The sequence below is a fragment of the Flavobacterium sp. ASW18X genome (genome assembly GCF_005144745.1).
Lineage (GTDB): Bacteria > Bacteroidota > Bacteroidia > Flavobacteriales > Flavobacteriaceae > Croceivirga.
Genome location: NZ_SWKK01000012.1, coordinates 92883 through 118880, shown reverse-complemented (window position 1 = coordinate 118880; position 25998 = coordinate 92883). Strand labels below are relative to the sequence as shown.

The 25998-nt window shown below is 36.6% G+C and carries 26 protein-coding genes; 18 read left to right on the top strand and 8 right to left on the bottom strand.

Translation table 11 applies throughout. From position 1 onward, the window contains the following. Positions 1 to 10 precede the first annotated feature (10 nt). The 6 genes from FBT53_RS09560 to FBT53_RS09535 all read right to left on the bottom strand — a co-directional run bounded on the left by FBT53_RS09560 (position 11) and on the right by FBT53_RS09535 (position 5124). Complete coding sequence (locus tag FBT53_RS09560; protein ID WP_136950962.1) at positions 11 to 886, bottom strand: rhomboid family intramembrane serine protease; 876 nt, start codon at positions 884 to 886, stop codon at positions 11 to 13. A gap of 2 nt (positions 887 to 888) precedes the next feature. Continuing rightward, positions 889 to 1632, bottom strand: a complete 744-nt coding sequence (locus tag FBT53_RS09555; RefSeq protein ID WP_136950961.1) for a rhomboid family intramembrane serine protease — start codon at positions 1630 to 1632, stop codon at positions 889 to 891. 1 nt (position 1633) lies between these two features. Next, on the bottom strand, positions 1634 to 3487 hold the full coding sequence (mutL, locus tag FBT53_RS09550) for a DNA mismatch repair endonuclease MutL (RefSeq protein ID WP_136950960.1): 1854 nt from the start codon (positions 3485 to 3487) through the stop codon (positions 1634 to 1636). Further along, a complete protein-coding gene (locus tag FBT53_RS09545) occupies positions 3487 to 3771 on the bottom strand; it encodes a riboflavin synthase subunit beta (RefSeq protein WP_136950959.1) in 285 nt (94 codons plus the stop codon). The genes mutL and FBT53_RS09545 overlap by 1 nt, the downstream gene beginning before the upstream one ends. 106 nt (positions 3772 to 3877) lie before the next feature. Then, positions 3878 to 4360 (bottom strand): 6,7-dimethyl-8-ribityllumazine synthase, encoded by a 483-nt coding sequence (gene ribH, locus FBT53_RS09540; RefSeq protein ID WP_136950958.1) that lies wholly within the window; start codon positions 4358 to 4360, stop codon positions 3878 to 3880. A gap of 2 nt (positions 4361 to 4362) precedes the next feature. After that, positions 4363 to 5124 carry a tol-pal system YbgF family protein gene (locus FBT53_RS09535; protein WP_136950957.1) on the bottom strand — a complete coding sequence of 254 codons (762 nt, stop codon included), beginning with the start codon at positions 5122 to 5124 and terminating at the stop codon, positions 4363 to 4365. 124 nt (positions 5125 to 5248) lie between these two features. Between FBT53_RS09535 and FBT53_RS09530 the strand changes: the two genes are divergently transcribed. Genes FBT53_RS09530 through FBT53_RS09520 form a run of 3 tightly spaced genes read left to right on the top strand, consistent with a single transcriptional unit; the run spans position 5249 to position 7048 of the window. Further along, a complete protein-coding gene (locus tag FBT53_RS09530) occupies positions 5249 to 6328 on the top strand; it encodes a DNA replication/repair protein RecF (RefSeq protein ID WP_136950956.1) in 1080 nt (359 codons plus the stop codon). Position 6329: 1 nt separating this feature from the next. Further along, positions 6330 to 6752 carry a hypothetical protein gene (locus FBT53_RS09525; RefSeq protein ID WP_136950955.1) on the top strand — a complete coding sequence of 141 codons (423 nt, stop codon included), beginning with the start codon at positions 6330 to 6332 and terminating at the stop codon, positions 6750 to 6752. After that, positions 6752 to 7048, top strand: coding sequence for a DUF721 domain-containing protein (locus FBT53_RS09520; protein WP_136950954.1), 297 nt, complete (start codon positions 6752 to 6754; stop codon positions 7046 to 7048). Before FBT53_RS09525 ends, FBT53_RS09520 begins: the two co-directional genes overlap by 1 nt. 73 nt (positions 7049 to 7121) lie before the next feature. Here the strand turns inward: FBT53_RS09520 and FBT53_RS09515 are convergent, their stop codons facing one another. Continuing rightward, positions 7122 to 7541 (bottom strand): nucleoside-diphosphate kinase, encoded by a 420-nt coding sequence (locus tag FBT53_RS09515; protein ID WP_136950953.1) that lies wholly within the window; start codon positions 7539 to 7541, stop codon positions 7122 to 7124. A gap of 150 nt (positions 7542 to 7691) precedes the next feature. On the opposite strand from FBT53_RS09515, the gene FBT53_RS09510 reads away from it, so the two are divergent. The 8 genes from FBT53_RS09510 to FBT53_RS09475 all read left to right on the top strand — a co-directional run bounded on the left by FBT53_RS09510 (position 7692) and on the right by FBT53_RS09475 (position 17395). Then, positions 7692 to 8711, top strand: a complete 1020-nt coding sequence (locus FBT53_RS09510; RefSeq protein ID WP_136950952.1) for a bifunctional oligoribonuclease/PAP phosphatase NrnA — start codon at positions 7692 to 7694, stop codon at positions 8709 to 8711. After that, entirely contained in the window at positions 8708 to 9265 is a 558-nt protein-coding gene (gene gldI, locus FBT53_RS09505; RefSeq protein WP_136950951.1) for a gliding motility-associated peptidyl-prolyl isomerase GldI, read from the top strand. Before FBT53_RS09510 ends, gldI begins: the two co-directional genes overlap by 4 nt. Beyond that, the gene (locus tag FBT53_RS09500) at positions 9265 to 10371 is read left to right on the top strand and encodes a peptidylprolyl isomerase (protein WP_136950950.1); all 1107 of its coding nucleotides are present in this window, start codon (positions 9265 to 9267) and stop codon (positions 10369 to 10371) included. Before gldI ends, FBT53_RS09500 begins: the two co-directional genes overlap by 1 nt. Before the next feature lie 92 nt (positions 10372 to 10463). After that, complete coding sequence (locus FBT53_RS09495) at positions 10464 to 11060, top strand: hypothetical protein (protein ID WP_136950949.1); 597 nt, start codon at positions 10464 to 10466, stop codon at positions 11058 to 11060. Positions 11061 to 11104: 44 nt separating this feature from the next. After that, positions 11105 to 12172, top strand: coding sequence for a DUF3810 domain-containing protein (locus FBT53_RS09490; protein ID WP_136950948.1), 1068 nt, complete (start codon positions 11105 to 11107; stop codon positions 12170 to 12172). A gap of 67 nt (positions 12173 to 12239) precedes the next feature. Further along, positions 12240 to 15176 (top strand): amidohydrolase family protein, encoded by a 2937-nt coding sequence (locus tag FBT53_RS09485; protein WP_136950947.1) that lies wholly within the window; start codon positions 12240 to 12242, stop codon positions 15174 to 15176. A 13-nt stretch (positions 15177 to 15189) separates the two neighbouring features. Further along, complete coding sequence (locus tag FBT53_RS09480) at positions 15190 to 16482, top strand: amidohydrolase family protein (RefSeq protein WP_136950946.1); 1293 nt, start codon at positions 15190 to 15192, stop codon at positions 16480 to 16482. Positions 16483 to 16573: 91 nt separating this feature from the next. Continuing rightward, positions 16574 to 17395, top strand: a complete 822-nt coding sequence (locus FBT53_RS09475) for an endonuclease/exonuclease/phosphatase family protein (RefSeq protein ID WP_136950945.1) — start codon at positions 16574 to 16576, stop codon at positions 17393 to 17395. Here the strand turns inward: FBT53_RS09475 and FBT53_RS09470 are convergent, their stop codons facing one another. After that, positions 17396 to 18199 (bottom strand): DUF6503 family protein, encoded by an 804-nt coding sequence (locus FBT53_RS09470; RefSeq protein WP_136950944.1) that lies wholly within the window; start codon positions 18197 to 18199, stop codon positions 17396 to 17398. A 72-nt stretch (positions 18200 to 18271) separates the two neighbouring features. Between FBT53_RS09470 and FBT53_RS09465 the strand changes: the two genes are divergently transcribed. The 7 genes from FBT53_RS09465 to FBT53_RS09435 are packed head-to-tail and all read left to right on the top strand — an operon-like array spanning position 18272 to position 25905. Then, on the top strand, positions 18272 to 19069 hold the full coding sequence (locus FBT53_RS09465; RefSeq protein ID WP_136950943.1) for an RNA methyltransferase: 798 nt from the start codon (positions 18272 to 18274) through the stop codon (positions 19067 to 19069). A gap of 3 nt (positions 19070 to 19072) precedes the next feature. Continuing rightward, positions 19073 to 20305, top strand: a complete 1233-nt coding sequence (locus FBT53_RS09460; RefSeq protein ID WP_136950942.1) for a M48 family metallopeptidase — start codon at positions 19073 to 19075, stop codon at positions 20303 to 20305. Between the two features lie 44 nt (positions 20306 to 20349). Further along, the gene (locus tag FBT53_RS09455) at positions 20350 to 22554 is read left to right on the top strand and encodes a bifunctional (p)ppGpp synthetase/guanosine-3',5'-bis(diphosphate) 3'-pyrophosphohydrolase (RefSeq protein ID WP_136950941.1); all 2205 of its coding nucleotides are present in this window, start codon (positions 20350 to 20352) and stop codon (positions 22552 to 22554) included. Positions 22555 to 22593: 39 nt separating this feature from the next. Beyond that, positions 22594 to 23052 (top strand): Fur family transcriptional regulator, encoded by a 459-nt coding sequence (locus FBT53_RS09450; RefSeq protein WP_136950940.1) that lies wholly within the window; start codon positions 22594 to 22596, stop codon positions 23050 to 23052. 11 nt (positions 23053 to 23063) lie between these two features. Further along, on the top strand, positions 23064 to 24332 hold the full coding sequence (locus FBT53_RS09445; RefSeq protein WP_136950939.1) for an adenylosuccinate synthase: 1269 nt from the start codon (positions 23064 to 23066) through the stop codon (positions 24330 to 24332). 15 nt (positions 24333 to 24347) lie between these two features. Beyond that, positions 24348 to 25322 (top strand): aminodeoxychorismate synthase component I, encoded by a 975-nt coding sequence (locus FBT53_RS09440; RefSeq protein WP_136950938.1) that lies wholly within the window; start codon positions 24348 to 24350, stop codon positions 25320 to 25322. Beyond that, positions 25306 to 25905: an aminotransferase class IV gene (locus FBT53_RS09435; RefSeq protein WP_136950937.1), complete on the top strand. Its 600-nt coding sequence runs from the start codon at positions 25306 to 25308 to the stop codon at positions 25903 to 25905. Before FBT53_RS09440 ends, FBT53_RS09435 begins: the two co-directional genes overlap by 17 nt. Positions 25906 to 25998 lie beyond the last annotated feature (93 nt).

Below are 25998 nucleotides of genomic sequence, written 5' to 3'. Positions count from 1 at the left end.
ACTACGCTAATTAATCTTCTTTACCAGCTTTAAACAAAAAATCTTTTTCTGCCTTAGACAGACTCTCATAACCACTTTTGCTAATCTTATCCAAAATAGCATCTATCCTTTTCTGTCTTGCAACCTTATCATAATCCCTTGTTGTAGTGCTGCTTGCAGCTTGGTTTTTGTATACCTTCTTAAACTTGGGTTTCTTTTCTTTTGGTTTAAATATATTTTGAAAACCTTCTATAAATGTAGAAAAACCAGCCCCTATATCGTTTCCATTTAGTAATTGCCGTGCATAGATATACCCTATTAAAGCACCACCTAAATGTGCCAACCTACCACCAATATTACCACCATATGGAATTTGTATTAAATCGATTAACACAAAAAACACCCCCACATGCCATAGTTTTACATTCACGATAAAAACTCTAACATCCTGGTTTGGTATGTAGCTACATACAAACAGTAATACTGCTGTAACCCCAGCAGAAGCACCAATCAATGCTGTGTTAGTATTTAATAGCGCAGGAAAGATGTTATAGCTCAATAAAAAAAACAGTCCACCTACAATAACTCCAAGAAAATAGACGGTTAGAAAGCGTTGTGCATCAAAAAGGTTTAAAAAAATACGACTGGCAAACCAAAGCATCAACATATTCCAAAATATATGTCCAATTCCGCTATGAAAAAAAGAATACGTAACTAAAGACCAAGGCTGTACTATAAATTCCCCAAAATTTTTAGGCAATTGAAACCAGCCCATTACCGTATTAGGACTAGTACTAAACAAAGCTTGTATTAAGCCACTTACAATAAAAATGATGATATTGACAACTATTAACTTCTCTGCTATAGAAAGCCTTGCAAACTGATATTGTAGATTACCATTTTTCATGGTTAGTTCCAACGATTATTATTAAACTGATTTTTTTTCCAGTACCACATCATTATAAAACCTATGAGTGCACCACCAATATGTGCAAAGTGGGCAATACCTGTATTTACACTACTAAATCCAAAGACCAAATCGCCCAAAATAATCAAAGGCACAAAATATTTTGCTTTTATGGGTATTGGCAAGAATATCATCATCAATTCTGCATTAGGAAAGGTAAAAGCAAATGCAACGAGAATCCCATATACCGCACCAGAGGCTCCCACTGCTGGGGCATTAAAGGCTGATATAAAACCATCTATAGTTCCTTTAGATGCTAAATTATACCAATCGGGACTATACCTACCACTAGCCAAAACATCAATAACCTCTTGCTTAGCTAAGCCGCTGGCCATCACAGCATCCAAACCTTGACTAAAGAAAAAGTAATTGGCTGCAATATGTATTAACCCCGCTCCTAACCCTGCAGAAAAATAAAAGAAAAGAAACTTGTTACGACCCCACATACGTTCTAAAGGCGTACCAAACGCCCATAGGCCGTACATATTAAATAAAATATGCATAAAGCCCGTAAAATCATGCAAGAACATGTGTGTAAACACTTGCCATATCTGAAAATTAGGGTTCAAAGGAAACCATAATGCTAAATATTGATACAAGGTATCTGCCAATCCAGAAATCCCTGCGATAAAAAAGATAACATTTATAATGATTAAGTGCTTAATCCCTTCTGTAATCCTCCCCATTTTAAAACTTATTCTCTAATTCGTTAACACCAATAATGGTATAAATTGTTTTGTTTGTTGGACTCAATTTGGGCTCTTTACATGCAAATAAATCGTTTAACAATCCTAATTGTGCTTCTGAGCTCAACTCTTGACCGGTTTTGACCGCCAAGGCATTGCTCATAATCTTTGCCATTTGTTCTGCTTGAGAAAATCCTATTTCTTCTTGCCCAATAGCAGTAGAAGCTAAAATGTCTTCTAAGACTAAAGCCACACTTCCTTCTGGCAACAATGTAGGAACACCCCGCACCTCCACCCCATTTTTTGGGGAATAATCTATATCAAATCCCAAATTATGCAACACCTCTTCTACAGCCATAATTTGTGCTTTCTCCGTACTTGTATATTCCAAGACTTCTGGAAAAAGTAATTGCTGAGAAACTGCTTTTTTAATAGTTATTTCTTCCAAAAAACGCTCAAATAATACTCGTTGGTGTGCCCTATTTTGATTAATAAGTAGCAAACCAGATTTTACTGTGCTTACTATGAATTTACGTTGCAATTGAAAGGTTTGGTGGGTGGCATCCTGCGTTGTTCCTTCTGTATCAAAAAGACTAGTTTCCGTTAAGTCAGATTCTACCTGAATGCTAGAAAAAACATTATTTTCTACAGTATCAAATGCATATAGTTCCTGCCAACCTTCCGTTCTTGGCTTTTTAGGCAAGGCTACTTTTATCCCTCCTTTTTGTGTTGTCGATACTTTTTCTTCGGCAAAAGGATTAAAACTAGCATCTACTGAAACCTTTGGTAAACTTGCCTGCTTTTGCTCGTAGGCGTAGGGTGTGTCTAAATTTTGATCACGATCAAAATCTAATACCGGTGCCACATTAAACTGCCCCAAACTATGCTTTACAGCAGAACGTAAAATTGCATATAAAGTGTTTTCATCATCAAACTTAACTTCCGTTTTTGTTGGATGTATATTGATGTCTATGGACTTTGGGTCCACATCTAAGCAAATAAAATAACCAGGGTATACCTCTGGTTTTAGCAAACCTTCAAAAGCCGAAACCACAGCATGATGCAAATATGGACTCTTTATAAAACGGCCATTGGCAAAGAAAAACTGCTCTCCTCTACTCTTTCTGGCAAACGCTGGTTTACAAATAAAACCATTAAGTTTTACAACCGCTGTGTCTTCTGCTACAGGCACCAATTTCTCGTTCATTTTAGTGCCAAAAATATGTACAATGCGCTGCCTAAAACTTTCTGAAGGAAGGTTAAAATATTCAGAACCATTGTTATAAAACTGAAAAGCAATGGTTGGATGCACCAAAGCTACCCGTTGAAATTCGTCTGTGATATGACGTAATTCTACTTGGTTAGATTTTAAAAAGTTTCTTCTCGCTGGGATATTAAAAAATAGATTTTTAATAGCGATAGATGTGCCTTCTGGCGTCACCACCATTTCTTGTTCTTTTATCTGGCTCCCTTCAATCTTAATTAAAACGCCAATATCCATGGTTGCAGTTCTAGTTTGCAACTCTACATGTGCTATGGCTGCAATAGAAGCTAACGCTTCTCCTCTAAAACCTTTGGTGTGTAAATTAAATAAATCTTCTGCAGAAGTAATTTTAGAAGTAGCATGGCGTTCAAATGCTAATCGCGCATCCGTCTCGCTCATTCCAGAACCATTATCGACTACCTGAATTAGCGTTTTGCCACCATCCTTTACAATGAGTTTAATAGTATCCGCTCCAGCATCTATGGCATTTTCTAACAACTCTTTCACCACTGAGGACGGTCGTTGAACCACTTCCCCTGCTGCTATTTGGTTAGCGACATGGTCTGGTAATAGTTTTATGATGTCTGCCATTAGGAGCCTAAAAATATAGATAAATCAAAATCGATGATAAAAAGGAATAACAACACCAAAATTCCAAGGATAATTAAAAAACGCCTCTTCATATCCTTATCCCCCTCTGTTTTAAGGTCGTTTAAGGCATTACTTACTTTCCGTTTTATTCCTCTTTGGTGTGTGGCAGTTGTCCTAAACTGATCTAATTTATGCTCAATCTTGTAAGGGTTTCCCTCGCCTTTGTAAAAACGTGGTTTGTAATCAAAATCCCGGTTTGTCCTTAACTTTAAAAAGTTGCGCATATTCCTTTTACTGTAGCTCCAAAGTTACTTAAAATAGCAGGAAGCCTTAAACTACAGCTCACAATATTTGTTAACAACAGGGTGCAAGTAGCACTCCTTAAGGAATTTAATTGCCTAGCATAGCCATTTTTAGCGCAGCAATGGCGGCTTCTGTACCTTTATTACCATGCTTACCTCCACTGCGGTCAATGGCTTGCTGCATAGTGTCATCTGTAAGCACACAGAAAATCACAGGTACATTAAACTGCACATTTAAATCCTTAACGCCTTGTGCGGTAGCACTACATACGTAATCAAAATGGCTAGTTTCTCCTCTTATAACACTGCCAATAGTTATCACAGCATCTACAGGCAATTCTTTAATCATTTTTTTAGCGCCAAAAGTAAGTTCAAAGCTACCAGGAACATTCCATCTCGTAATTGCCTCTGGTGCTACACCACAATCTATTAAGGCTTCAAAAGCCCCTTGATAAAGGGGCTCTGTTATACTGTCATTCCATTCAGAAACTACCAAGCCGATTTTTAAATGACTCACATTTGGCAATTCTTCTTTATTGTAAACGGAAAGGTTTTTATTTTCTGTAGCCATGCTTACTCTGCAAAACCAATTAACGCGTCTATAGAGTTAGCCTCTTTTGCTGCTGGAAATTCTTCTTTAATTCTATTAAAATAATCCAACGCTTGCTCTTTATTCCCCAACTGTAGGGCAGCAACGCCTGCTTTATATAAAAACTTAGGCGCCGTAAAATCATTCTCCCCAGCGGCAGAAATAGCTTTTTTATAGTAATCAAAAGCATCTTTTTGTTGCTCCAATTGGGAAAAAGCGTCGCCAATACCACCTAAAGCTAAAGCGCTATAAACCTCATCGTCAGAAGAAAAATCTTCTAAATAAGAAATAGCCTCATCATACTTTTGTAAGTTTAAATACGCCATACCTGCAGCATATTTTGCCATGTTTGCAGTTGGTGTACCGCTATATTCTTCAATAATATCAATAAAACCAAACTTACCCTCCGTACCTTCTAAAGCTAACGTCATTAAAGAGTCTTTCTGAGCTTCATTAGTCAGTGCTGCATTAAAGTTTTGCATTGGATAAGAGAATTCATTCGCCGCATTAGTGTCTTTTGGTTCCACTACAAATTTAGTGTAGGCCAAATACCCTAATACCACAACAGCAACTGCTACAATAGCACCAACAATGTAATTTTGGTTTTTAGAAACCCAAGCTTCGGTTTTAGAAGCACCCTCATCCAGTGTATTAAATACCTCTGCTGTTGTGCTTTCTTGTTCTTCTATAATTACTTCTTCTTCCTTTGTCTTTGGTTTGTAACCGCGCTTCTTATATGTGGCCATCTTCCTTTTTTTAATCGGGCAAAAATAAAGTTTTTATCTAAAATCGAAAGGTAAATTATTCGTTATTTTTGAAACCCCATTTTTTGGGTTCTGAGCTGCTTTTTTTAATCCACAGCACCTTTTTATGCATTTAAAACATTTGTCCTTAGTTAATTACAAGAGTTTTGATAGTGAAAATTTTGAGTTTGATTCTACAATAAACTGTTTTGTAGGACAAAATGGCGTGGGCAAAACAAATGTGTTAGATGCTATTTACCACCTTTCTTTTGGCAAAAGCTACTTTAACCCCGTAACCACGCAAAATATTAAGCATGGGACCGACTTTTTTATGATAGAAGGCCTTTTTGAAAAGAATGAGCGAGAAGAAAAGGTAATTTGTAGCTATAAGAAAGGAACTAAAAAAATAATTAAAAGAAATGGGAAAGCGTACGAACGCTTCTCTGAACATATTGGTTTTTTACCTTTAGTTATTATATCGCCAGCCGACCGTGATTTAATAATTGAAGGGAGTGATACCCGCCGTAAATTCTTAGATGGTGTGATATCACAATCAGACAACGGGTATTTACAAAACCTTATCAACTATAATAAGATAGTAACGCAACGCAATTCCCTATTAAAGTATTTTGCTGCCAACCACACTTTTGACGCAGTAACTCTTGGGGTTTACAATGAACAACTAGCATCACTCGGCACTACTATTTACAACAAGCGAAAAGATTTTTTAGAACGTTTTATACCATTGTTTAAAGAACAATATTTAAATGTAGCTAAAAAGGAAGAAGGCATCGCCTTACATTATAATAGCAAATTGCATGATAATGATTTACTTACCTTATTAGAAAGCAGTTTGGAAAAAGACCGAGCGCTACAATACACCTCTGCTGGTATACATAAAGACGATTTGGATTTTAGTATCGCAGAACATCCTATTAAAAAATTTGGTAGTCAAGGACAGCAAAAATCGTTTTTAATTGCATTAAAACTTGCGCAATTTAAAATGATTAAAGAACAAACCAAAACCACTCCTATTCTACTATTGGATGACATTTTTGATAAGTTAGATGAGCAACGTGTAGCGCAGTTGGTAAAATTAGTAGATGATGACCATTTTGGTCAACTATTTATAAGCGACACCCATGCAGACCGAACGGAAAAGGTGGTAAAAAACATACATCAATCTTATAAAATATTTAACTTGTAGTATGAAGTACTGGATAGTTATTGGCCTATTATTGGGTATTTTAAGTTGTACAGATAAATCTATCGCTGAGACAGACTTACATTTACTCAACGGATATTGGGAAATTACTACGGTAGAATTTGCCGATGGCACTAAAAAAGAATACACTGTAAATACCACTATAGATTTTATTCAATTAAATCAATTTAAAGGAATTAAAAGCAAAGTACAACCAAAATTAGATGGGACGTATACTAGCACTAAGGATGTTGAGCCTTTTAGCATTCTAAAAAAAGACGATGAATTTTTGCTGCAATATAAAAATGGATTAAACCAATGGACCGAGCAATTAAAGCAACTGGACTCTCTTAATTTTTCCATCAAGGATAAGGAAGGTATTACCTATACCTACAAAAGATACGAACCTATAAATATTATACCCTAATGGCTAAAAGACACAACGAACAACAGCATTTAGGAGATGTATTAAAAGCGTTTATCAAGGAAAATAATCTAGAAAAAGGGATAAATAAGGTAAATGCGCGAGAAGCTTGGACCAATCTCATGGGGCCAGGAATTAACACCTACACCCAGCAAGTAGAATTAAAAAACGAAACGCTATACGTATCCTTAACCTCTTCTGTTTTACGCCAAGAATTGAGCATGGGTAAACAAAAGATAATTGCCATGATTAATGAAGAGTTGGGTTCAGAACTCGTAAAAAAAATAGTATTACGCTAATAGAAAAGCCACCCTCACAGGTGGCTTTTCTTGTATAACGAACCGTATTATACGGCTTAGCAAATCTTTTTACTTAGAAAATTTCTCTACCAGAAAAGTGGAAAGCACTTTCTATAGCAGCATTTTCATCACTATCAGAACCGTGTACCGCATTTTCACCTAAGCTAGTAGCATATAATTTTCTGATTGTACCTTCTGCAGCCTCTGCCGGATTTGTTGCTCCTATTAAAGCTCTAAAATCTTCCACAGCATTATCTTTTTCTAGCACAGCGGCTACTATAGGACCACGGGTCATAAATTCTACCAACTCACCAAAAAATGGACGTTCATTGTGTACAGCGTAAAAAGCCTCTGCATCCCTTTTGCTTAAATGGGTGTACTTCATTGCTACGATTTTAAAACCAGCACCGCTGATTTTATCCAAAATACCGCCTATGTGTCCGTTTTCAACAGCATCTGGCTTAATCATGGTGAATGTTCTATTACCTGTCATTTTTTTAGAAATTTTGCGCAAAAGTACGCCTTTTCATAAAAGTCACAAGAGTATCTACTTTAATTAAAGATTACCAATACGCATTACATATCTTTTTTATACGCCTAATTTAAAACGGCAATACGCTATTATAATACTATATTTGGGCTCATGAATACAACACAGGTAAAGCAGTTAAAAGCATTGCTAGCTAAGGCTAAAAACATCATAATTGTACCTCATAAGAATCCAGACGGGGACGCTATTGGCTCTACTTTAGGTTTACAGCGTTTTTTAGCATCTCAAGGGCATGATGCTCAAATAATTGTGCCAAACGATTTTCCAAAGTTTTTAAAATGGATTCCTGGCAGCAAAGACATCCTAATTTTCGAATATCAACAAGCGCATTGCAAGAGTTTAATTGAGAATGCCGACCTTATATTTACTTTAGACTTTAATCATTTTTCTAGGACTGGACAACAGATGGAAGCCTTGCTAACAAACGCCAAGGCTAAATTTGTGATGATAGACCACCACCAACAACCCGCAGATTACGCTGATATAACCTATTCTGATACCAGCATGAGTTCTACTTGCGAAATGGTTTACAACGTTGTTGAAGCATTTAATGCGGTAGCATTAATTAGTCCAGAAATGGCTACCAGCTTGTACACTGGTATTTTAACAGATACAGGCTCTTTTAAATACAGGTCTACAACCAGTAGAACACATAGAGTAATTGCCTCTTTACTAGACCAAGGAGCAGAGGGAACTACCATTAATCAGAATATATTTGATAATAATTCTCCTTCCCGTCTACATCTTTTGGGTACAGCACTAAATAATTTGGTAATTCTGCAAGAGTATCGCACTGCATTTATTACCATGACCCAAGAAGAATTGGATAAGCATAATTACACCAAGGGAGATACCGAAGGGTTTGTTAATTACGGGCTTACCTTAGAAGGGATTATATTTGCGGTGATTTTTATTGAAAATAAAGAGGAAGGCATTATTAAAATTTCGTTTCGATCTGTGGGTGATTTTTCTGTAAATCAATTCGCTAGAAAACATTTTAACGGTGGCGGTCATGATAATGCAGCAGGAGGTAGAAGTGATGACTCAATGGAAGCAACGGTGACTAAATTTAAAAAGCTTTTAGAAGCTTACAAAACAGCATTACACGCATGAAAAATAGTATTTTAAGTATTCTTGCAGGTGTAGTTCTATTAAGCTGTGGCGAGCCAGAACCTAGAAAACCTGTGCAACAAAAAAGCACAAGTTTTATTAGAGAATCCGCAGAGCGAAGCAAACGCCTATTAGCCGCAGAAGAAACTGCGATTAAGGAGATAATACAGAAAGATACCCTAAATGAATACGAAACCAGCACTAGTGGTTTTTGGTATTTTTATGAAACCCAGAAAGATAGTTTGGCTTACACACCACAAACCGATGATGTAGTTTTTCTTACCTACAATATCATGAGTTTTACAGGAGATACCATTTACAAAAGAAAAGATATCGGCTTGGTACAACATGCCGTAGATAAATCCCAATTATTTCCAGGGCTTCGTAATGCCGTAAAACTATTAAGAGAAGGAGAACAAGCCACCTTTTTATTTCCGTCTAGCCAAGCCTACGGCTATAAGGGAGATAACGATAAAATAGGACCTAACATGCCTGTAAAATCGAGCATTACACTAATCGAAATAAAAAAAGACAGTACTAATTTAAATAGACCTTGATGAGAAAATTATTGCTTGGGATAAGCACCCTCTTACTTTTAATGACCGCATGTAAATCTGGAAAATATGCAGATTTGGGCGATGGTATTTATGCAGATATCCAAACCAATAAGGGAGACATTGTAGTAAAATTACATAAAGAAGCAACCCCTGTAACGGTGGCGAATTTTGTATCTCTTGCAGAAGGGAATAATCCATTTGTTTCTGAAGAATTTAAAGACAAAAAATATTATGATGGGCTTACTTTTCATAGAATTATAAAAGACTTTATGTCTCAAGGGGGTGACCCAACAGGTACTGGCTCTGGTAGCCCAGGTTATAAGTTTAAGGACGAATTTGTAGATACATTACAGCATAACAAGAAAGGAATTCTTTCCATGGCCAATTCTGGACCTAAAACCAATGGCAGTCAATTTTTTATCACCCATAAAGAAACTCCTTGGTTAAATGGTAAACATACCGTTTTTGGTGAAGTAGTGAAGGGTATAGAAGTGGTAGATTCTATTGCTGCAGTAAAAACAGGAAGCGGAGACAAGCCTGTTGAGCCAGTTACTATGAATAAAGTAGAAATTATTCGTAATGGTAAAGACGCTAAAAAGTTTGATGCAATTAAAGTAATGCAAGACTACTTTAAAGAAGAAGAAGAAGTTATTGCAGCCATGAAAAAGATGAAAGAGGATTTTGCTTTTGAAATTGCAGAGCAGTTAGAAAAAGCAGAAACACTAGAAAGCGGCCTAAAAGTATTAAAATTAAATGATGCCAATGGACAGCAACCACAAATGGGGCAACAAGTTTTGGTTAACTATGCGGGTTATTTTACAGACGGTAATTTATTTGATAGTAATATAGAAGAAGTTGCTGCAAAGTACGGACAGCTTAACCCTGGGCGTAGAGACCAAGGGGGTTACCGTCCATTCCCTATGGTATACGGTCCTGAGGCTAAATTAATTCCTGGATTTAGAGAAGGTTTGCAAACTATGAAAGTGGGTGATAAAGTTCGCCTTTTTATACCACCACATTTAGGATACGGAGACAACGATTATGGCCCAATACCAGGCGGCTCTACTTTGGTTTTCGATTTAGAAATTACCGGTATAGCTGAATAACATATTTTTTATATACTATCTAGCCCTAACCAAATGGTTAGGGCTTTTTGTTTTTGGCATAATGCTTGATTTTCACTTGTAAAATCAAGTAAATGAAAATGCTTACCAGATTAACAATTCTAGTTGTATTACTTAGTTGCATCCCAACCAACGCGCAGGTCCATATTGGTGGCCATATTGAAATTGGAATAGACCTTCCAGAAGTAGTTGTAATTAACCGTAGAAGACCTGCTCCCCCAAGAAGACAACCCGCACCGCACCGCTGCACTATTCAATGCAATCATCATAATTTAGGAAAAATTACGCATCAAAATTATGGTTCTGTATATTCCTTTTATGTAGAAGACGCTTTAGCGAATATAGAGAGTCACGGCGAGATATTTATTTCTTTATTCTTGGACGATGGCAACCAAATGGAAATCTATCTAAAAGAATACAACAGACACAACCCTAATTTTAATTATTACAAATTAGACGATGATGATTATGATGATGACAATATGCATCATAACTACAACCTAAGTAACAGAATTATTGAGGTACGGCTAAATGGGAGAAAAATCAAATTGCGTAATGGAGCAATCAGTCTACAAGCACATAGAGACCAAACCTTTGGCCTAATTCTAAATTTGCATAGCAGAAAAGAGGGTAATTTTAATGGCAAAGTTTCTTCGGTCTTTATAGAATAACAAATTGGAAGAATGCACTAGTTGTTGTAGCTTCGTTAGTATTAATGAATACAAAAACAAAACGGATTATAGCGTTATCCCTACTACCACAAATTGTGCTAGTACGTTTGCTTAGTCACTACCCTAATTTTGTAGAAACCTATTATTCCGAAGGTATATATCTTTGGATAAGCACATTTTTACGCGTATTAACTGGTTGGATTCCCTTTTCTGTAGGCGACATTTTTTACACCCTTCTAGCTTTTTCTTTACTACGTTACCTCTTTTTAAAAGGCAAAAACGTATGGAAGGCTCCATTGCATTTTTTTACTGATACCGGTGTTTCGTTATCTATTGGTTATTTTATATTTCACTTATTTTGGGGGTTAAATTACCATAGGCTACCTATTGAAGAGAAATTAGAGATAGAAAGGAACTACACTTTAGAAGAATTGGTAGAATTTAATACCTATTTGATAGAAAAAACCAATACACTTCAATTTAACATAACAAAAGACACCGCTCAAGCTGTTTTTATCCCTTACAGCCAAAAAGAAGTTTTCAAAAAAACCACAGCGGGTTATAAATCGTTATCTGTAATCTATCCAGAATTTAAATATCAACCTAAAAGTCTCAAAACATCATTATATAGCCTGCCACTAACTTACATGGGTTATGGTGGTTATCTAAATCCATTTACTAATGAAGCTCAAGTAAACGGTAAAATTCCAATTCTTAGATTCCCAACCATCAGCGGACATGAAGCGGGGCATCAAATTGGTTATTCTTCTGAATCTGCTACCAATTTTATTGGTTTTTTAGTGACTGCTAATAACAAGGACCCGTATTTTAAATATGCCGCATATTCCCATGCACTAGCCTACTGCTTGTCTGACCTACGTGCAAAAAGCGAATCTGATTTTAATCGTTTATGGGCAACTTTAAATCCAGGTGTAAAAAAGAATTACGCAGAACTTAGAAGTTTTTGGGATGGTTACGAAAACATCACGGAACCTGTTTTCAAAGCCTTATTTAATAGTTTCTTAAAAGCAAATAAACAGGCAGATGGTATTCATAGTTATAATAAAGTGGTGGGGTTATTGATTAATTATCATAAAGCTAAAGGATTTTAGTGTGCTTTTTGCACAGTTATTTGTGTTAGTTTACCTTTAAAGGGACTAATTCAAATAAATTCCACTAATGAAAATGAGACTCCTAGCACTAGCAGTATTCTGGTGCAGTGTTTCTTTGTTTGCGCAAGATTACTTTCCTAATAATACAGGCGTAAAAGCAAAGAACAACAACTACAGGGCATTTACCAATGCTAAAATTTACGTAACACCAACACAGGTTTTAGAAAACGCCACTTTATTAATCCAAAATGGCAAAGTTGTCAGTGTTGGCACAACAGTAAGTATTCCTAAAAACACCATTGTAACAGATGTTGCAGGTAAGAGTATATACCCGTCTTTTATAGATGTGTACTCGGATTTTGGAATAGAAAAACCTAAACGTGCCTCAGGTAGCGGCAGAGCCTCGCAATACGGACCGTCCAGAGAAGGATTTTATTGGAACGACCACATTATGCCAGAAATGGCAGCTATTGAAAAGTTTAAGTTTGATGATAAAAAAGCAGAAGAATTACGCAAAGTTGGTTTTGGTGTTGTGAATGCACACGTGCAAGATGGCATTGCCAGAGGTACAGGTGTCTTGGTAGCTTTAAACTCGGACGGCAATGATGCAGACCGTATCTTAGAAGACGAATCCGCTCAATATTTTTCTTTTTCTAAAAGTGTAACTTCCAGACAATCTTACCCAACTAGTCTTATGGGGGCAACAGCTTTAATGAGACAGTTGTATTATGACATGGACTGGTATGCTAAAGGGAATGTAGCTACCAAAGACCGCTCAATAGAAGCTTTAATAACTAACAAAGGCTTACCACAAATATTTGCGGCTGGTGATAACGGTAACATTATGCGTGCAGATAAAGTAGGTGACCAATTTGGAATTCAATACACTATACTTGGAGGAGGAGATGAGTATCAGTTTATTGACCAAGTTAAGCAAACTAATGCACGTTTAATTATACCTTTAAACTTTCCAGAGGCTTATGATGTAACGGACCCATTCGCTGCAAAATATGTAAACTTATCTGATATGCGCCATTGGAATTTAGCTCCGTCTAATCCAAAAGTATTAGCAGAAAATGGAGTTATCTTTTCCTTTACGTTGAATGACATAAAGACCAAGGATTTTCTAAGTAATATTAACAAAGCAATTACCTACGGTCTTTCTAAAACCAAAGCTTTAGAGGCTCTTACTACTGTACCTGCTAGTATTATTGGCAAATCTAGTACCATTGGGACCTTAGAAAAGGGCAAGCAAGCTAATTTTTTAATTGCTTCTGGTGATATTTTTGAAACTAGTACTACCCTCTATGAAAACTGGGTACAAGGAGAAAAAAACGTAATCAATGCTATGGACCAAGTAGACATTCGTGGCGATTATGTTCTTACGGCACAAGGCAAAACCTTTAATTTAGCTATTTCTGGTGAAGCAAGTAAGCCTAAATTAGAAGTAAAGCTAGATACTCTTAAACTTACTTCAAAAATAAATTATGATGGAGACTGGCTTACCTTCTCCTTCTCTAAGGATAACGATTTGTACCGCACTACCTCAAAAATAGACGGTACTAGCAAAAACATTGCTGGGAAACTAATCTTGCCCAACGGTACATCCACACAATTCACTGCTGCACAAGAAAAATCTTTTCAACAGAAAGAAAAGGAAAAAGCAACCGCAAGTTCACCAGAGTTAGTACAATTGACCTATCCCAACATAGGCTTAGGAAATACAGAGTTGCCAAAGGCGGAAAATATACTATTTAAGAACGCTACGGTTTGGACTGGGGAAGCAATTCTAAAAAACACAGACGTATTAGTTAAAAATGGAAAAATAGCAAAGATTGGCACTGACTTAGGTGCTGGTAATGCTAAAGTTATAGATGCTACAGGTAAACACCTTACAGCTGGCGTAATTGACGAACACAGCCATATTGCCGGATTATCTATCAACGAGGCTGGCCACAACTCTTCTGCAGAAGTTAAAATGGCAGATGTGGTAGACCCTAAAGATGTAAACATTTATCGTAACCTAGCAGGCGGAGTTACCACCATACAATTGCTGCATGGTTCCGCAAACCCAATTGGAGGCAGGTCTGCCATTCTTAAACTAAAATGGGGAAAAGGCGCAGATGATTTATTATTTCCAGATATGCCTAAATTCATCAAGTTTGCACTGGGAGAAAATGTAAAGCAAAGCAACTGGGATAGTTATTCTCGTTTTCCACAGACTAGAATGGGTGTTGAACAAGTGTTTATGAATTACTTTCAACGTGCAAAAGAATACGATGCCAAAAAGAAAAGTGGACAGCCCTACCGTGTAGATGAAGAACTAGAAGTAATTGCAGAAATCATCAATGGCGAACGCTTTATTAGTTGCCACTCTTATGTACAGAGCGAGATTAACATGCTGATGAAAGTTGCCGAAAAATTCGGTTTTAAAGTAAACACTTTTACGCACATTTTAGAAGGCTATAAAGTGGCAGATAAAATGGCAGAACACGGCGTTGGCGCATCAACATTTAGCGATTGGTGGGCATATAAGTACGAGGTAAAAGATGCTATTCCCTACAATGCTGCAATTATGGCTAGCCAAGGGGTTACTGTAGCTATCAATAGTGATGATGCAGAGATGTCTAGACGACTAAATCAAGAGGCGGCTAAAACTATGAAATATGGTGGCATGTCAGAGATAGAAGCGTGGAAAACTGTGACGCTAAACCCAGCAAAACTATTACATATAGACCACCGCGTGGGTAGCATTAAAGAGGGTAATGATGCAGATTTAGTGCTTTGGTCAGATTACCCAATGTCTGTATACGCCAAAGCTGAAAAAACATTGATAGAAGGAGCCGTTTATTTTGATATAGAAAAAGACAAGGCACAAAGAGAAGCGATAAAAGCTGAGCGTGCTAAGCTTATTACTATGATGCTGAATAAAAAAGCTAGCGGTGCTAAAACCCAAGCTCCTATTCAACGTAAGAAGCCATTGTTTGAGTGTGAAACCCTTTAAAATTCAACCAGAAATGAAAAAAATATTTGCAGTAGTTGTGATTGCCTTGGGTTTCTATTCCCATGCCCAACAAACTCCAGCACAACCGCAATCAGAACCCATAACCATAGAAGGAGCCACCGCGCACTTAGGTAATGGAGAAATTATAGAGAATTCCTTAATCATGTTTGCAGAAGGCAAGCTAAAATTTGTTGGCAGTGCCAATACCAAAATTGCAAGATTAGGTAAAACCATAAGTGCAGAAGGTAAACATGTTTACCCTGGCATTATTGCACCAGCCAAATCTTTAGGTTTGGTAGAAATAGATGCAGTTAGGCCCACTAGAGACCAAGACGAAATTGGGGAAATGATTCCGCATGTACGCAGTATTATAGCGTACAACGCAGAGTCTCAAGTAGTAGAAAGTATGAGACCCAATGGCGTTTTAATTGGACAGGTTACCCCACAAGGAGGCACCATATCTGGCACCTCTTCTATCGTGCAATTTGATGCTTGGAACTGGGAGGACGCTGCAGTTAAGACAGATGATGGTGTTCACTTAAACTGGCCAAGTTCTTACCGTAGAGGTCGCTGGTGGATGGGGGAACCTAGAGGATACAGACCAGACAAAGATTATGATAAAAACGTAACGCAGGTAAAGGAATTTTTAGCTAATGCTGCGGCCTATAATAAAGGAAAATCAGTAGAGGAAAATCCTGCTTTTGCAGCCATGAATGGTTTGTTTACTGGGAACAAAAAGCTTTACGTTTATGCTCATGGAGAAAAAGAAATTATAGACGCTATAACCAACGTAAAAGCTGCAGGTATTGCTTCTGTTGTGTTAGTTGGTGGGTATTACGCGCCAGCCACTACGGACTTGCTTAAAAAGCATAACGTTCCAGTTTTGGTAAGACATACCCATAACTTACCCCTATTTGAAGATGACGACTATGATTATCCTTACAAATTACCAAAAATTTTGGCCGATGCTGGTCTTTTGGTAGGCATGCAAAATGCAGATGCTGCAAACTTTCAAACAAGGAATTTGCCATTTTATGCGGGGCAGATTGTAGCTCAAGGTATGGATAAAGAAAAGGCATTAGCAATCATCACTGGTAATAACGCCAAAATTCTAGGCATAGATAATGCTTACGGAACGTTAGAAGTGGGCAAGAGTGCTACGTTATTTATTGCTGAAGGTGATGCGTTAGATATGCAAGGAAATGTACTAGATAAGGCTTTTATTGATGGTAGAGACATTTCTTTAGAAAGTCATCAAACCAAATTATGGAAACGTTATATGGACAAATACGAAGCGGGAAAATAACCGATTTAGCCTAAAATTAATAAACCGATATGCTGATAATTTATTGCATATCGGTTTTTTTGTAGTGTATAATCAACCTAACAGACTAAAAATGACCAAGAGAATCTTAACATCGCTTCTACTACTAAATATCACTATAGTTGCTTTAGGGCAAACTACAGCTATGACCTATAACATTAGATATAACAATCCAGAGGATAAAGAAAACTGGTGGGAACATAGAAAAAATGAAGTTGCCCAATTGATTAACTTTTACCAACCTACTATACTTGGTGTACAAGAAGCCCTGAATAATCAAGTAGTTTTTTTAGATTCCAATCTAAGTGGCTATCAATATGTTGGTGTTGGTAGAGAAGACGGAAATACTAAGGGTGAATACGCTCCAATTTTTTACGACACTACTAAGGTTTCTTTAATCAAGACCAAAACATATTGGTTATCTGATACTCCAGAAAAGGTAAGCGTTGGATGGGATGCCGCCATGGAACGGATAACCACTTTTGCCCATTTTAAGGAAAAAAATACAGGTCAAGACCTATATGTTTTTAATTGCCATTATGACCATCTTGGGGAGCAAGCAAGAATTGCTTCGTCTAAACTAATCCTAAAACTTATACATGCGCTTAAAATAGAAGGGGAACGAGTTGTTGTTATGGGCGATTTAAATGCTAGTCCAGAACAACCACCAATAACAATATTGATAGAAGAATTAGAAGACGCCTACCGTAACTCTGAAAAAGTGTATGGTCCTTTTGGTACGTACAATGCATTTAACCTAACCCATCCTTTAGACCGAAGAATTGATTACATACTGACCAAAAATTTGAAACCAAAAACCTATCGCACCATAGATGACCGAAGAGCAAATTTACTTTACCCTTCGGACCATTTACCTATACTAATACAGTTTTAATTATTCTGGTTTTACATAAAATTCACCCGCCTTTGGTTTAGCATAAAACGCTATTGGTTTGGCTTGTTCGCTTAAACTAATAGCCTTAAACGACACTGCATTTCGTTCTTCCATGATTTTTCTTCCTTCGCTTTTGTGCCATGCTATAGTTGTAGGTAATACTACGCCATTAAAGCTATCCCATTCTTTATAGTTTATCCAACTCACTTTTTCAGACTTTTCGCCAGTCCTATACGTAACGGTATACCCTAACCACTTCATCTTATATGTGTTGGCATCATAATGCAAATAATATTCGTCCTTAAAAGAGGTGCCAACGCCTTCATTATAGGTAATTTTAACGCCGGGGTACATTACACCTTCAACTTCCAATGGTTCAGTTTCTGCATAATTTATTCCATCATCCGCCAACACAAAAGGCATGGCATAAAAATAGAACATCAGGTTGTGGTAAAATTCAGCATTACCCTTAAACGCTCCTTCTTTAGCTAAAAACCATGGATTATGGCCATCAAACCCTATATCATACGCAGGTGTTTCAATCTTATCCATCCTTGTTTTTAAATCGACAGTGTGTACTTCTTCATTATCGGGTTTTGGAATAGTAAAACTTAAGGTGCGTTGCTTTTTCCAACTAACCAATCCGCCATGCGCTTCTAATACCTGTTCTAAGGCTTCCGGATACTTATGAAGAACTTCTTTTTGTGTAGTCTCCTCGGATACATTGCTAATTTCAGATTCCTTTTTTTTAGGTTGACAGGATACAAAAATAAGTACCCACACCCATAGCGTAAGTTGTTTCATGCTTTGTTATTGTAGTTTTTGCTTTGGTCGTAAAGCACTGGAATAGTTTACAGGAATAAGTACATTTGGCGCATGGAAAGCGCCAAATACATCAGTAGCCCAAATAATCCCCTGGTTAAGAAGCTCGTACAAATAAAGGACAAATCTAGAGAACGTAAAAAATCTGGATTATTTATGATAGAAGGGATACGAGAATTATCCTTAGCCCTAAAAGGCGGTTATCAACTAGAAACTATATTATTTTGCGATGCAATTTTAACAGACACTTCAATCCTAATTAATTACCCGGCTAAAGAAGTTATTGGGGTGAGCAAAGAAGTGTACCAAAAAATTGCACATAGGGATACCACTGAAGGTATAGTAGCCTTAGCACATACAAAAAGCCATACTTTAAATAATTTAGAACTTACAGACAATCCGCTTATCCTTGTTGCAGAAGCTCCAGAAAAACCAGGCAATATAGGTGCTTTATTACGTACGGCAGATGCGGCGAATATAGATGCGGTTTTAATTGCAAACCCAAAAACAGATATTTACAATCCCAATACAATCCGTTCTAGTGTAGGTTGTTCTTTTACCACACAAATAGGTATGGGGTCTACCAAAGAGATATTGAATTTTCTTAAAGAAAAGCATATTGCTATCTATTGTGCTGCTCTTAGCGCTTCTAAAAATTATGTAGAAATTGATTATAGTAAAGCCGCTGCCATTGTTGTAGGGACAGAGGCTACAGGTTTATCAGACAATTGGTTAGCAGCTTCTACGCAAAACATTATTATTCCTATGCAGGGTGAAATTGATAGTATGAATGTGTCTGTATCCGCAGCAATTCTTATCTTTGAGGCGAAGCGCCAACGCGGATTCAACTAAACCATGGATACCAACATCCTTTTTTATTGTATCGTATTAATTTTACTGATACAATACTTAATTGAAACGGTTTTAGAGGTATTAAACCACAAAAGCTTTCTACAAAAAGTTCCCCCAGAACTGGCAGATGTTTTTGACCAAGAAGAATACCGCAAAGCCAAAAACTACCAGAATGCCAATTATTCTTTTGGCTTTTTGCAAAAAGCGTTTTCCTTTTTTAGCACCCTTATTTTTCTATTGATTGGTGGTTTTAATTGGTTAGACCAAACTTTACGTATTTATACAGACAACCCCTACGTTCTAGCTTTATTATTTTTTGGTATTCTTTTTTTTGTAGGCAACTTGGCTGCCATCCCATTTGCATACTACCAAACCTTTAAAATAGAAAGTAAGTTTGGTTTTAATAAAACCACGATAACCACTTTTGTAACAGATATTTTTAAAGGATGGGGATTAACCATAGTTTTTGGCAGTGCCTTATTAAGCATTCTAATATGGTTTTTACAATGGGCTGGTGTTCAATTTTGGCTCTACGTATGGGGAGTTTTTATAGTCTTTATGCTTGTTATAAACTTATTTTACAGCAAATTAATCGTTCCATTATTTAACAAGCAAGAACCTTTAGGTTCTGGTACATTAAAATTGAAGATTGAAAATTATGCTCAAAAAGTTGGTTTTCAATTACAAAACATTTTTGTAATAGATGGCTCTAAAAGGTCTACTAAAGCCAACGCCTATTTTTCTGGTTTTGGCAAACAAAAGCGCGTGACCTTGTTTGATACTTTACTAAATGATTTGGAACAAGAAGAAATAGTTGCCGTTTTAGCGCACGAAGTTGGGCATTATAAAAAAAGACATATTGTAGTTAACTTATTGGCATCTGTATTAACGACAGGTTTTACCCTTTTTGTTCTTTCGTTATTCATCAACAATCCAGATTTATCCAAAGCCATAAAAGTCCAAATACCAAGCTACCACGCTGCGCTACTTGCTTTTGGACTGCTATACAGCCCTATTTCTACCCTTACTGGTTTGGTGATGAATTATCTGTCTAGAAAATTCGAGTTTCAAGCAGATAATTATGCCAAAGAAACATATGCCGCACAACCGCTCATCAGTTCTTTAAAAAAATTATCTAAAAATAACCTAAGTAATTTGAGTCCCCACCCAGCTTACGTTTTCATGTATTATTCCCATCCTCCGCTTGTAGAACGCATTAGAAATCTTAAGGCATAATTTTTGTTGCTTCCAAATAAAGATTGACGTAATTTTAATTTACTATGACGGAAGCTGCAATAGAAAAAGAAAACAAAGAAATTGCACAGCAATACAAAGAATTGCTGCGCATTAGCTATCAAACATTGACCGATGAGGACAAAAAATTGATACGCTCTGCCTTTGATGTTGCCGTAGATGCCCACAAAAACCAGCGTAGAAAATCTGGGGAGGCCTACATCTTTCATCCAATAGCCGTTGCTAAAATTGTAGCCTCAGAAATTGGTCTAGATGCTATTTCAATAGCTTCCGCTCTATTGCATGATGTTGTAGAGGATACGGAATATACTTTAGCTGATTTAGAAAGACTATTTGGAGAAACTGTAGCCCGCATAGTAGATGGTCTTACCAAAATTGCCCACCTTAAAAAAGACATGAATATTAGTCAGCAAGCGGAAAACTTTCGTAAAATGTTGCTGACGCTGCATGATGATGTTAGGGTAATCATTATAAAAATTGCAGACCGCTACCACAATATGCTCACTATGGATTCCATGCCAGAGCATAAACAGGTTAAAATTGCTTCAGAAACACTTTATATTTATGCGCCTTTAGCCCATAGAATTGGATTATATAATATTAAAACACACTTAGAGGACCTAAGTTTAAAATACACCGAACCAGAGGTTTATAATGACATCTTTAATAAAATTGAAGATACCGAAGAAGAACAACAGCGTTACATACAAGATTTTACCAAGGTCATTGAGGATGCTTTGGACGATGAAGGCCTAAATTATCATATTAAAGGGCGAATGAAATCCATCTTTTCTATAAGAAGAAAAATGATGGCACAGAATATTGGTTTTGATGAAGTATATGACAAATTCGCCATAAGAATCATCTATAAGTCTGACCGTAAAAATGAAAAATTCTTAGCATGGAAAATCTATTCTATTGTTACAGACCACTTTACACCTAACCCTGTACGCTTAAGAGATTGGATAACCTCTCCAAAATCCACAGGTTATGAAGCCCTGCATATTACCGTAATGGGACCGCAAGGCAAATGGGTAGAAGTACAAATACGTAGTGAGCGTATGCATGAAATTGCAGAGAAAGGATACGCGGCTCACTTTAAATACAAACATGGCGCCCAAAACGAGCAAGGTATTGAGGAATGGTTAAACCGCCTACAAGAGGCTTTAGAGAGTTCTAACACTAATGCTGTAGATTTTGTAGAAGAATTTAAATTAAACCTTTACAGCAAAGAAATCTTTGTTTTCACTCCAAAAGGAGAACTAAAATCCTTACCAAAAGGAGCCTCGCCATTAGATTTTGCATTTCACATCCACACGGAAATTGGCATGCGAACCAGGGGCGCAAAAGTTAATGGTAAATTGGTACCCCTAAACACCAAATTAAAGAGTGGTGACCAAGTAGAAATTATTACCTCTGGTAATAGCAAGCCAAACCAGAACTGGTTAGATTATGCCCATACTGCACGGGCAAGAGCAAAGATAAAATCGTCCTTAAGAGAAGAGAAAAAAGAAATTGCAGACGAGGGTAAGGAAATGTTGCGCAGAAAATTGCGTTCACAACGTATTACCTTAAATGAAGATGTAGTGAACCAAATGGTGAACTATTTTAAGCTTAAAACTAGCTTAGATTTATTTTTCCGAGTTGGCAATGGCGCTATAGACAATCAAAAAATAAAAGACTTTACCTCTACGTATAACAATGCGTTTATCAATTTCTTTAAAAATAAGATAAGACGTACTCAGGTAAATGAAGATTTAGACAAAGAAGAAATAACCCAAAAATACGATATGCTCGTATTTGGGAGCGAGGAAGAAAAATTAAATTATAAACTGTCTAAATGCTGTAATCCCATCCCTGGAGACCCAGTTTTTGGCTTTGTTAGCGTCACAGATGGCATAAAGGTACATACCAAAACATGTCCCAATGCCATACAATTACAGTCTAACTATGCGTACCGAATTATCAGTGCCAAATGGATAGACTCTACCCAAGAAGAATTCTCCGCAGACATTAAACTTACTGGTATTGATAACCTGGGGCTAATGAATGAGATTACCAACATTATCTCTGATAATATGCATGTTAACATGCGTAATTTAAATTTTAGTGCAGAAGGCGGTACGTTCACTGGCAAAATCACCGTAATTGTAAAAAACAAGACCATACTAAAAAAACTTATCGACAATTTAAAGGGTATCAACGGTATTGATAAAGTAGTACGTATCTAAATAAAGATGTAACTTTGTTGGGTTGATTGTTACACTATTATGGGGAACGATAAAAATCAGGAAATCGTAAAAAACGTTTTTACTGCCTTCTTAGAAGAGAATGGGCATAGAAAAACGCCGGAACGCTACGCTATTTTACAAGAGATTTATGCCAGTGATGAGCATTTTGATGTTGAATCCTTGTACATAAAAATGAAAACTAAAAATTATAGAGTTAGTAGAGCTACCCTTTACAACACTATAGAACTACTTTTAGATTGTAAATTAGTGCGTAAACACCAATTTGGAACTAGCCAAGCGCAATACGAGAAATCCTATTTTGACCGCCAACATGACCATGTTATTTTAACCGATACGGGAGAGGTAGTAGAGTTTTGTGATCCACGTATACAATCTATTAAAAAGACCATTGAAGAGGTTTTTGATATTAAAATCAACAACCATTCTTTATACTTCTACGGCACCAGAAACAAAAACGAAGAAAACGTAACCAAATAAGCACAAACTTAATGGTAGATTTATTACTTGGGCTCCAATGGGGAGACGAAGGCAAGGGAAAAATTGTTGATGTTTTAACCAAAGACTATGACATTATAGCACGCTTCCAAGGTGGTCCAAATGCAGGCCACACCTTAGAATTTGATGGTATAAAACACGTTCTACACACCATTCCGTCTGGAATTTTCCACAAAAATGCTATGAACGTAGTGGGTAATGGCGTAGTTATAGACCCTGTAATTTTTAAAAAAGAGTTAGATAACTTGGAACAATTTCAAATAGACTTTGTTGCTAAATTATTAATCTCTAGAAAAGCGCACCTAATACTACCAACACATCGTTTATTAGATGCAGCATCAGAAACCGCAAAAGGTAAAGCAAAAATAGGTTCTACCTTAAAGGGTATTGGACCAACCTACATGGATAAAACAGGCAGAAACGGAATGCGTGTAGGCGATTTAGAATTTACCGATTGGAAAGAAAAATACAGAGCCTTAGCAGATAAGCATGAGGCGATGATTGCCTACTATGATGTAGACATTCAATATAATTTAGATGAATTAGAAGCAGAGTTCTTTGAGGGCGTAGAAACCTTAAAAAAACTGACATTTATAGATAGTGAACAGTACATTTTTGATGCCATGGCGGCTGGCAAAAAAATACTAGCAGAAGGTGCGCAAGGCTCTCTTTTAGATATTGACTTTGGAACCTATCCTTTTGTAACCTCTTCTAACACTACTGCAGCAGGGGCTTGTACCGGCTTAGGTGTTGCACCTGGTAAAATTGGCAGCGTACTTGGTATTTTTAAAGCCTATACTACACGTGTAGGGAGTGGTCCATTCCCTACTGAGTTGTTTGATGACGCTGGTGCTACCATGGGCCGTGTTGGAAACGAATTTGGCGCTACTACCGGCAGACCAAGACGTTGTGGTTGGTTAGATTTAGTAGCACTTAAATATGCCGTACAGATTAATGGTGTTACCGAATTAATGATGATGAAAGCTGATGTACTAAGTGGTTTTGACACCATAAAAGTTTGTACAGCATACCACTATAAAGGAGAACAGATTACACATTTACCATATAATATAGAAGCAGAATATGTAACTCCTGTATACACAGAACTTAAAGGTTGGAAAGAAGATTTAACCAAACTTTCTAAGGCAGAAGAATTACCTGCAGCATTGAACGCATACATTGCATATTTAGAAAAAGAATTGAATGTTCCAATTAAGATTGTTTCTGTAGGACCAGATAGACTACAGACCATTCTACGTTAAAATAGTATTACTTTAATGGATAGGCTCTCTTTTGAACAAAAGACCAAAGGTTTTTTATGCAACGGAGAGCCTTTCTTTTTTATTATTGACTTTGAACAAGAAAACTGCATTGCGCTATCTCCTAAAGAAGCGGCAAGACAAAATATCCTTTTTAATATAAAAGGATTCTCTAACGCTCCCAACCTAAAAACAGAACCGGATTCTAATATTACTTTAGACCCAATACCACTCAACTATGAACGGTATAAAAAAGCTTTCGACCATGTTCTGAATAATATTCATGCCGGCAATAGCTTTTTGTTGAATTTAACTTTCCCAACGGAATTAAAGCGCAACGTGGACTTAAGAACAGTATTTAATCTGGCCAATGCGCCTTACAAATTGCTATTCAAAGACCAATTTGTATGCTTTTCTCCAGAATGCTTCGTCAAAATAAAAGAAGACCACATCTACTCCTACCCTATGAAGGGTACCATACCTGCACATTTGCCTAATGCTTTAGAGTTGTTACTTAAAAATCACAAAGAAATACAAGAGCATAACACCATTGTAGATTTAATTAGAAATGACTTATCCTTAGTAGCTAAAGAAATTACTGTGACTAAGTTTAGATATGTAGATAAAATAAATACCGCCACGGGCGGACTGTACCAAACAAGTTCCGAAATACGAGGCAAATTACCTTTAAACTGGAAAGACAATTTTGCACAACTGCTCTTTAAACTGCTCCCCGCTGGTTCTATTAGTGGTGCTCCCAAAAACAAAACAATCGCCATAATTAAAGAAGCAGAACAGTATAAACGAGGATATTACACTGGTGTTTTTGGTGTTTATGACGGTAATACAATAGATATAGGAGTTGCCATAAGATTTATTGAACAAATAAATGACAAAGCCTATTTTAAAAGTGGCGGAGGTATAACACACCAAAGTGTTTTAGATGAAGAGTATGATGAACTTTTAAAAAAAGTGTATGTTCCCACTCTTTGAAACTATTTGTATAATGGATGGGGATATTCAGCATGCTGAATATCATGAGGTTCGTTTTTTAAGGTCGTTTCTAAAATTTTACGGAACAAGCCCTTATTTCTCATTGCTACAAGGTATAACCATACCAAATACTTATAAAAAAGGAACTGTAAAATTAAAAATCTGTTATAATCAGCACAAGAAACGATATGAATTTTCTACCTACGCTCCAAAGAAAATTACAACCCTTAAAGTAGTTGAGGATAACGTTATAGATTACGATTTAAAATTTACAGACCGCTCTCCTTTAACCCAATTATGGAAAAAAAGAGGGGATTGTGATGATATTATCATCTTAAAAAATGGGCTACTTACAGACACCTATTTTGCTAATATTGCCTTTTTAAAAGACGGGCAGTGGATAACTTCAAAGCAATGCTTACTCCAGGGAACTTGTAGACAAAGACTACTTAATCAAGGCATACTTTTAACAGAAAACATCACTCTGGCATCGTTAAAAGAATTTAGCGGGTTTCAACTTATTAACGCTATGCTTACCTTTTCTCCTACGTTCTATATACCAATAGAAAACATAAAATTGTAAATTTTTACAATTCGATATTAAAAAAATAAATCAACATGCATACGGCTTCTGCTAAATCTATATTAAACAAAAAGTAATATAAGCTCAAAAACG

Bases quoted from the DNA above. Each gene is read 5' to 3' on its own strand.
- FBT53_RS09560 (WP_136950962.1), bottom strand. From the start codon at position 886: ATGAAAAATGGTAATCTACAATATCAGTTTGCAAGGCTTTCTATAGCA.
- FBT53_RS09555 (WP_136950961.1), bottom strand. From the start codon at position 1,632: ATGGGGAGGATTACAGAAGGGATTAAGCACTTAATCATTATAAATGTT.
- mutL (WP_136950960.1), bottom strand. From the start codon at position 3,487: ATGGCAGACATCATAAAACTATTACCAGACCATGTCGCTAACCAAATA.
- FBT53_RS09545 (WP_136950959.1), bottom strand. From the start codon at position 3,771: ATGCGCAACTTTTTAAAGTTAAGGACAAACCGGGATTTTGATTACAAA.
- ribH (WP_136950958.1), bottom strand. From the start codon at position 4,360: ATGGCTACAGAAAATAAAAACCTTTCCGTTTACAATAAAGAAGAATTG.
- FBT53_RS09535 (WP_136950957.1), bottom strand. From the start codon at position 5,124: ATGGCCACATATAAGAAGCGCGGTTACAAACCAAAGACAAAGGAAGAA.
- FBT53_RS09530 (WP_136950956.1), top strand. From the start codon at position 5,249: ATGCATTTAAAACATTTGTCCTTAGTTAATTACAAGAGTTTTGATAGT.
- FBT53_RS09525 (WP_136950955.1), top strand. From the start codon at position 6,330: ATGAAGTACTGGATAGTTATTGGCCTATTATTGGGTATTTTAAGTTGT.
- FBT53_RS09520 (WP_136950954.1), top strand. From the start codon at position 6,752: ATGGCTAAAAGACACAACGAACAACAGCATTTAGGAGATGTATTAAAA.
- FBT53_RS09515 (WP_136950953.1), bottom strand. From the start codon at position 7,541: ATGACAGGTAATAGAACATTCACCATGATTAAGCCAGATGCTGTTGAA.
- FBT53_RS09510 (WP_136950952.1), top strand. From the start codon at position 7,692: ATGAATACAACACAGGTAAAGCAGTTAAAAGCATTGCTAGCTAAGGCT.
- gldI (WP_136950951.1), top strand. From the start codon at position 8,708: ATGAAAAATAGTATTTTAAGTATTCTTGCAGGTGTAGTTCTATTAAGC.
- FBT53_RS09500 (WP_136950950.1), top strand. From the start codon at position 9,265: ATGAGAAAATTATTGCTTGGGATAAGCACCCTCTTACTTTTAATGACC.
- FBT53_RS09495 (WP_136950949.1), top strand. From the start codon at position 10,464: ATGAAAATGCTTACCAGATTAACAATTCTAGTTGTATTACTTAGTTGC.
- FBT53_RS09490 (WP_136950948.1), top strand. From the start codon at position 11,105: ATGAATACAAAAACAAAACGGATTATAGCGTTATCCCTACTACCACAA.
- FBT53_RS09485 (WP_136950947.1), top strand. From the start codon at position 12,240: ATGAAAATGAGACTCCTAGCACTAGCAGTATTCTGGTGCAGTGTTTCT.
- FBT53_RS09480 (WP_136950946.1), top strand. From the start codon at position 15,190: ATGAAAAAAATATTTGCAGTAGTTGTGATTGCCTTGGGTTTCTATTCC.
- FBT53_RS09475 (WP_136950945.1), top strand. From the start codon at position 16,574: ATGACCAAGAGAATCTTAACATCGCTTCTACTACTAAATATCACTATA.
- FBT53_RS09470 (WP_136950944.1), bottom strand. From the start codon at position 18,199: ATGAAACAACTTACGCTATGGGTGTGGGTACTTATTTTTGTATCCTGT.
- FBT53_RS09465 (WP_136950943.1), top strand. From the start codon at position 18,272: ATGGAAAGCGCCAAATACATCAGTAGCCCAAATAATCCCCTGGTTAAG.
- FBT53_RS09460 (WP_136950942.1), top strand. From the start codon at position 19,073: ATGGATACCAACATCCTTTTTTATTGTATCGTATTAATTTTACTGATA.
- FBT53_RS09455 (WP_136950941.1), top strand. From the start codon at position 20,350: ATGACGGAAGCTGCAATAGAAAAAGAAAACAAAGAAATTGCACAGCAA.
- FBT53_RS09450 (WP_136950940.1), top strand. From the start codon at position 22,594: ATGGGGAACGATAAAAATCAGGAAATCGTAAAAAACGTTTTTACTGCC.
- FBT53_RS09445 (WP_136950939.1), top strand. From the start codon at position 23,064: ATGGTAGATTTATTACTTGGGCTCCAATGGGGAGACGAAGGCAAGGGA.
- FBT53_RS09440 (WP_136950938.1), top strand. From the start codon at position 24,348: ATGGATAGGCTCTCTTTTGAACAAAAGACCAAAGGTTTTTTATGCAAC.
- FBT53_RS09435 (WP_136950937.1), top strand. From the start codon at position 25,306: ATGTTCCCACTCTTTGAAACTATTTGTATAATGGATGGGGATATTCAG.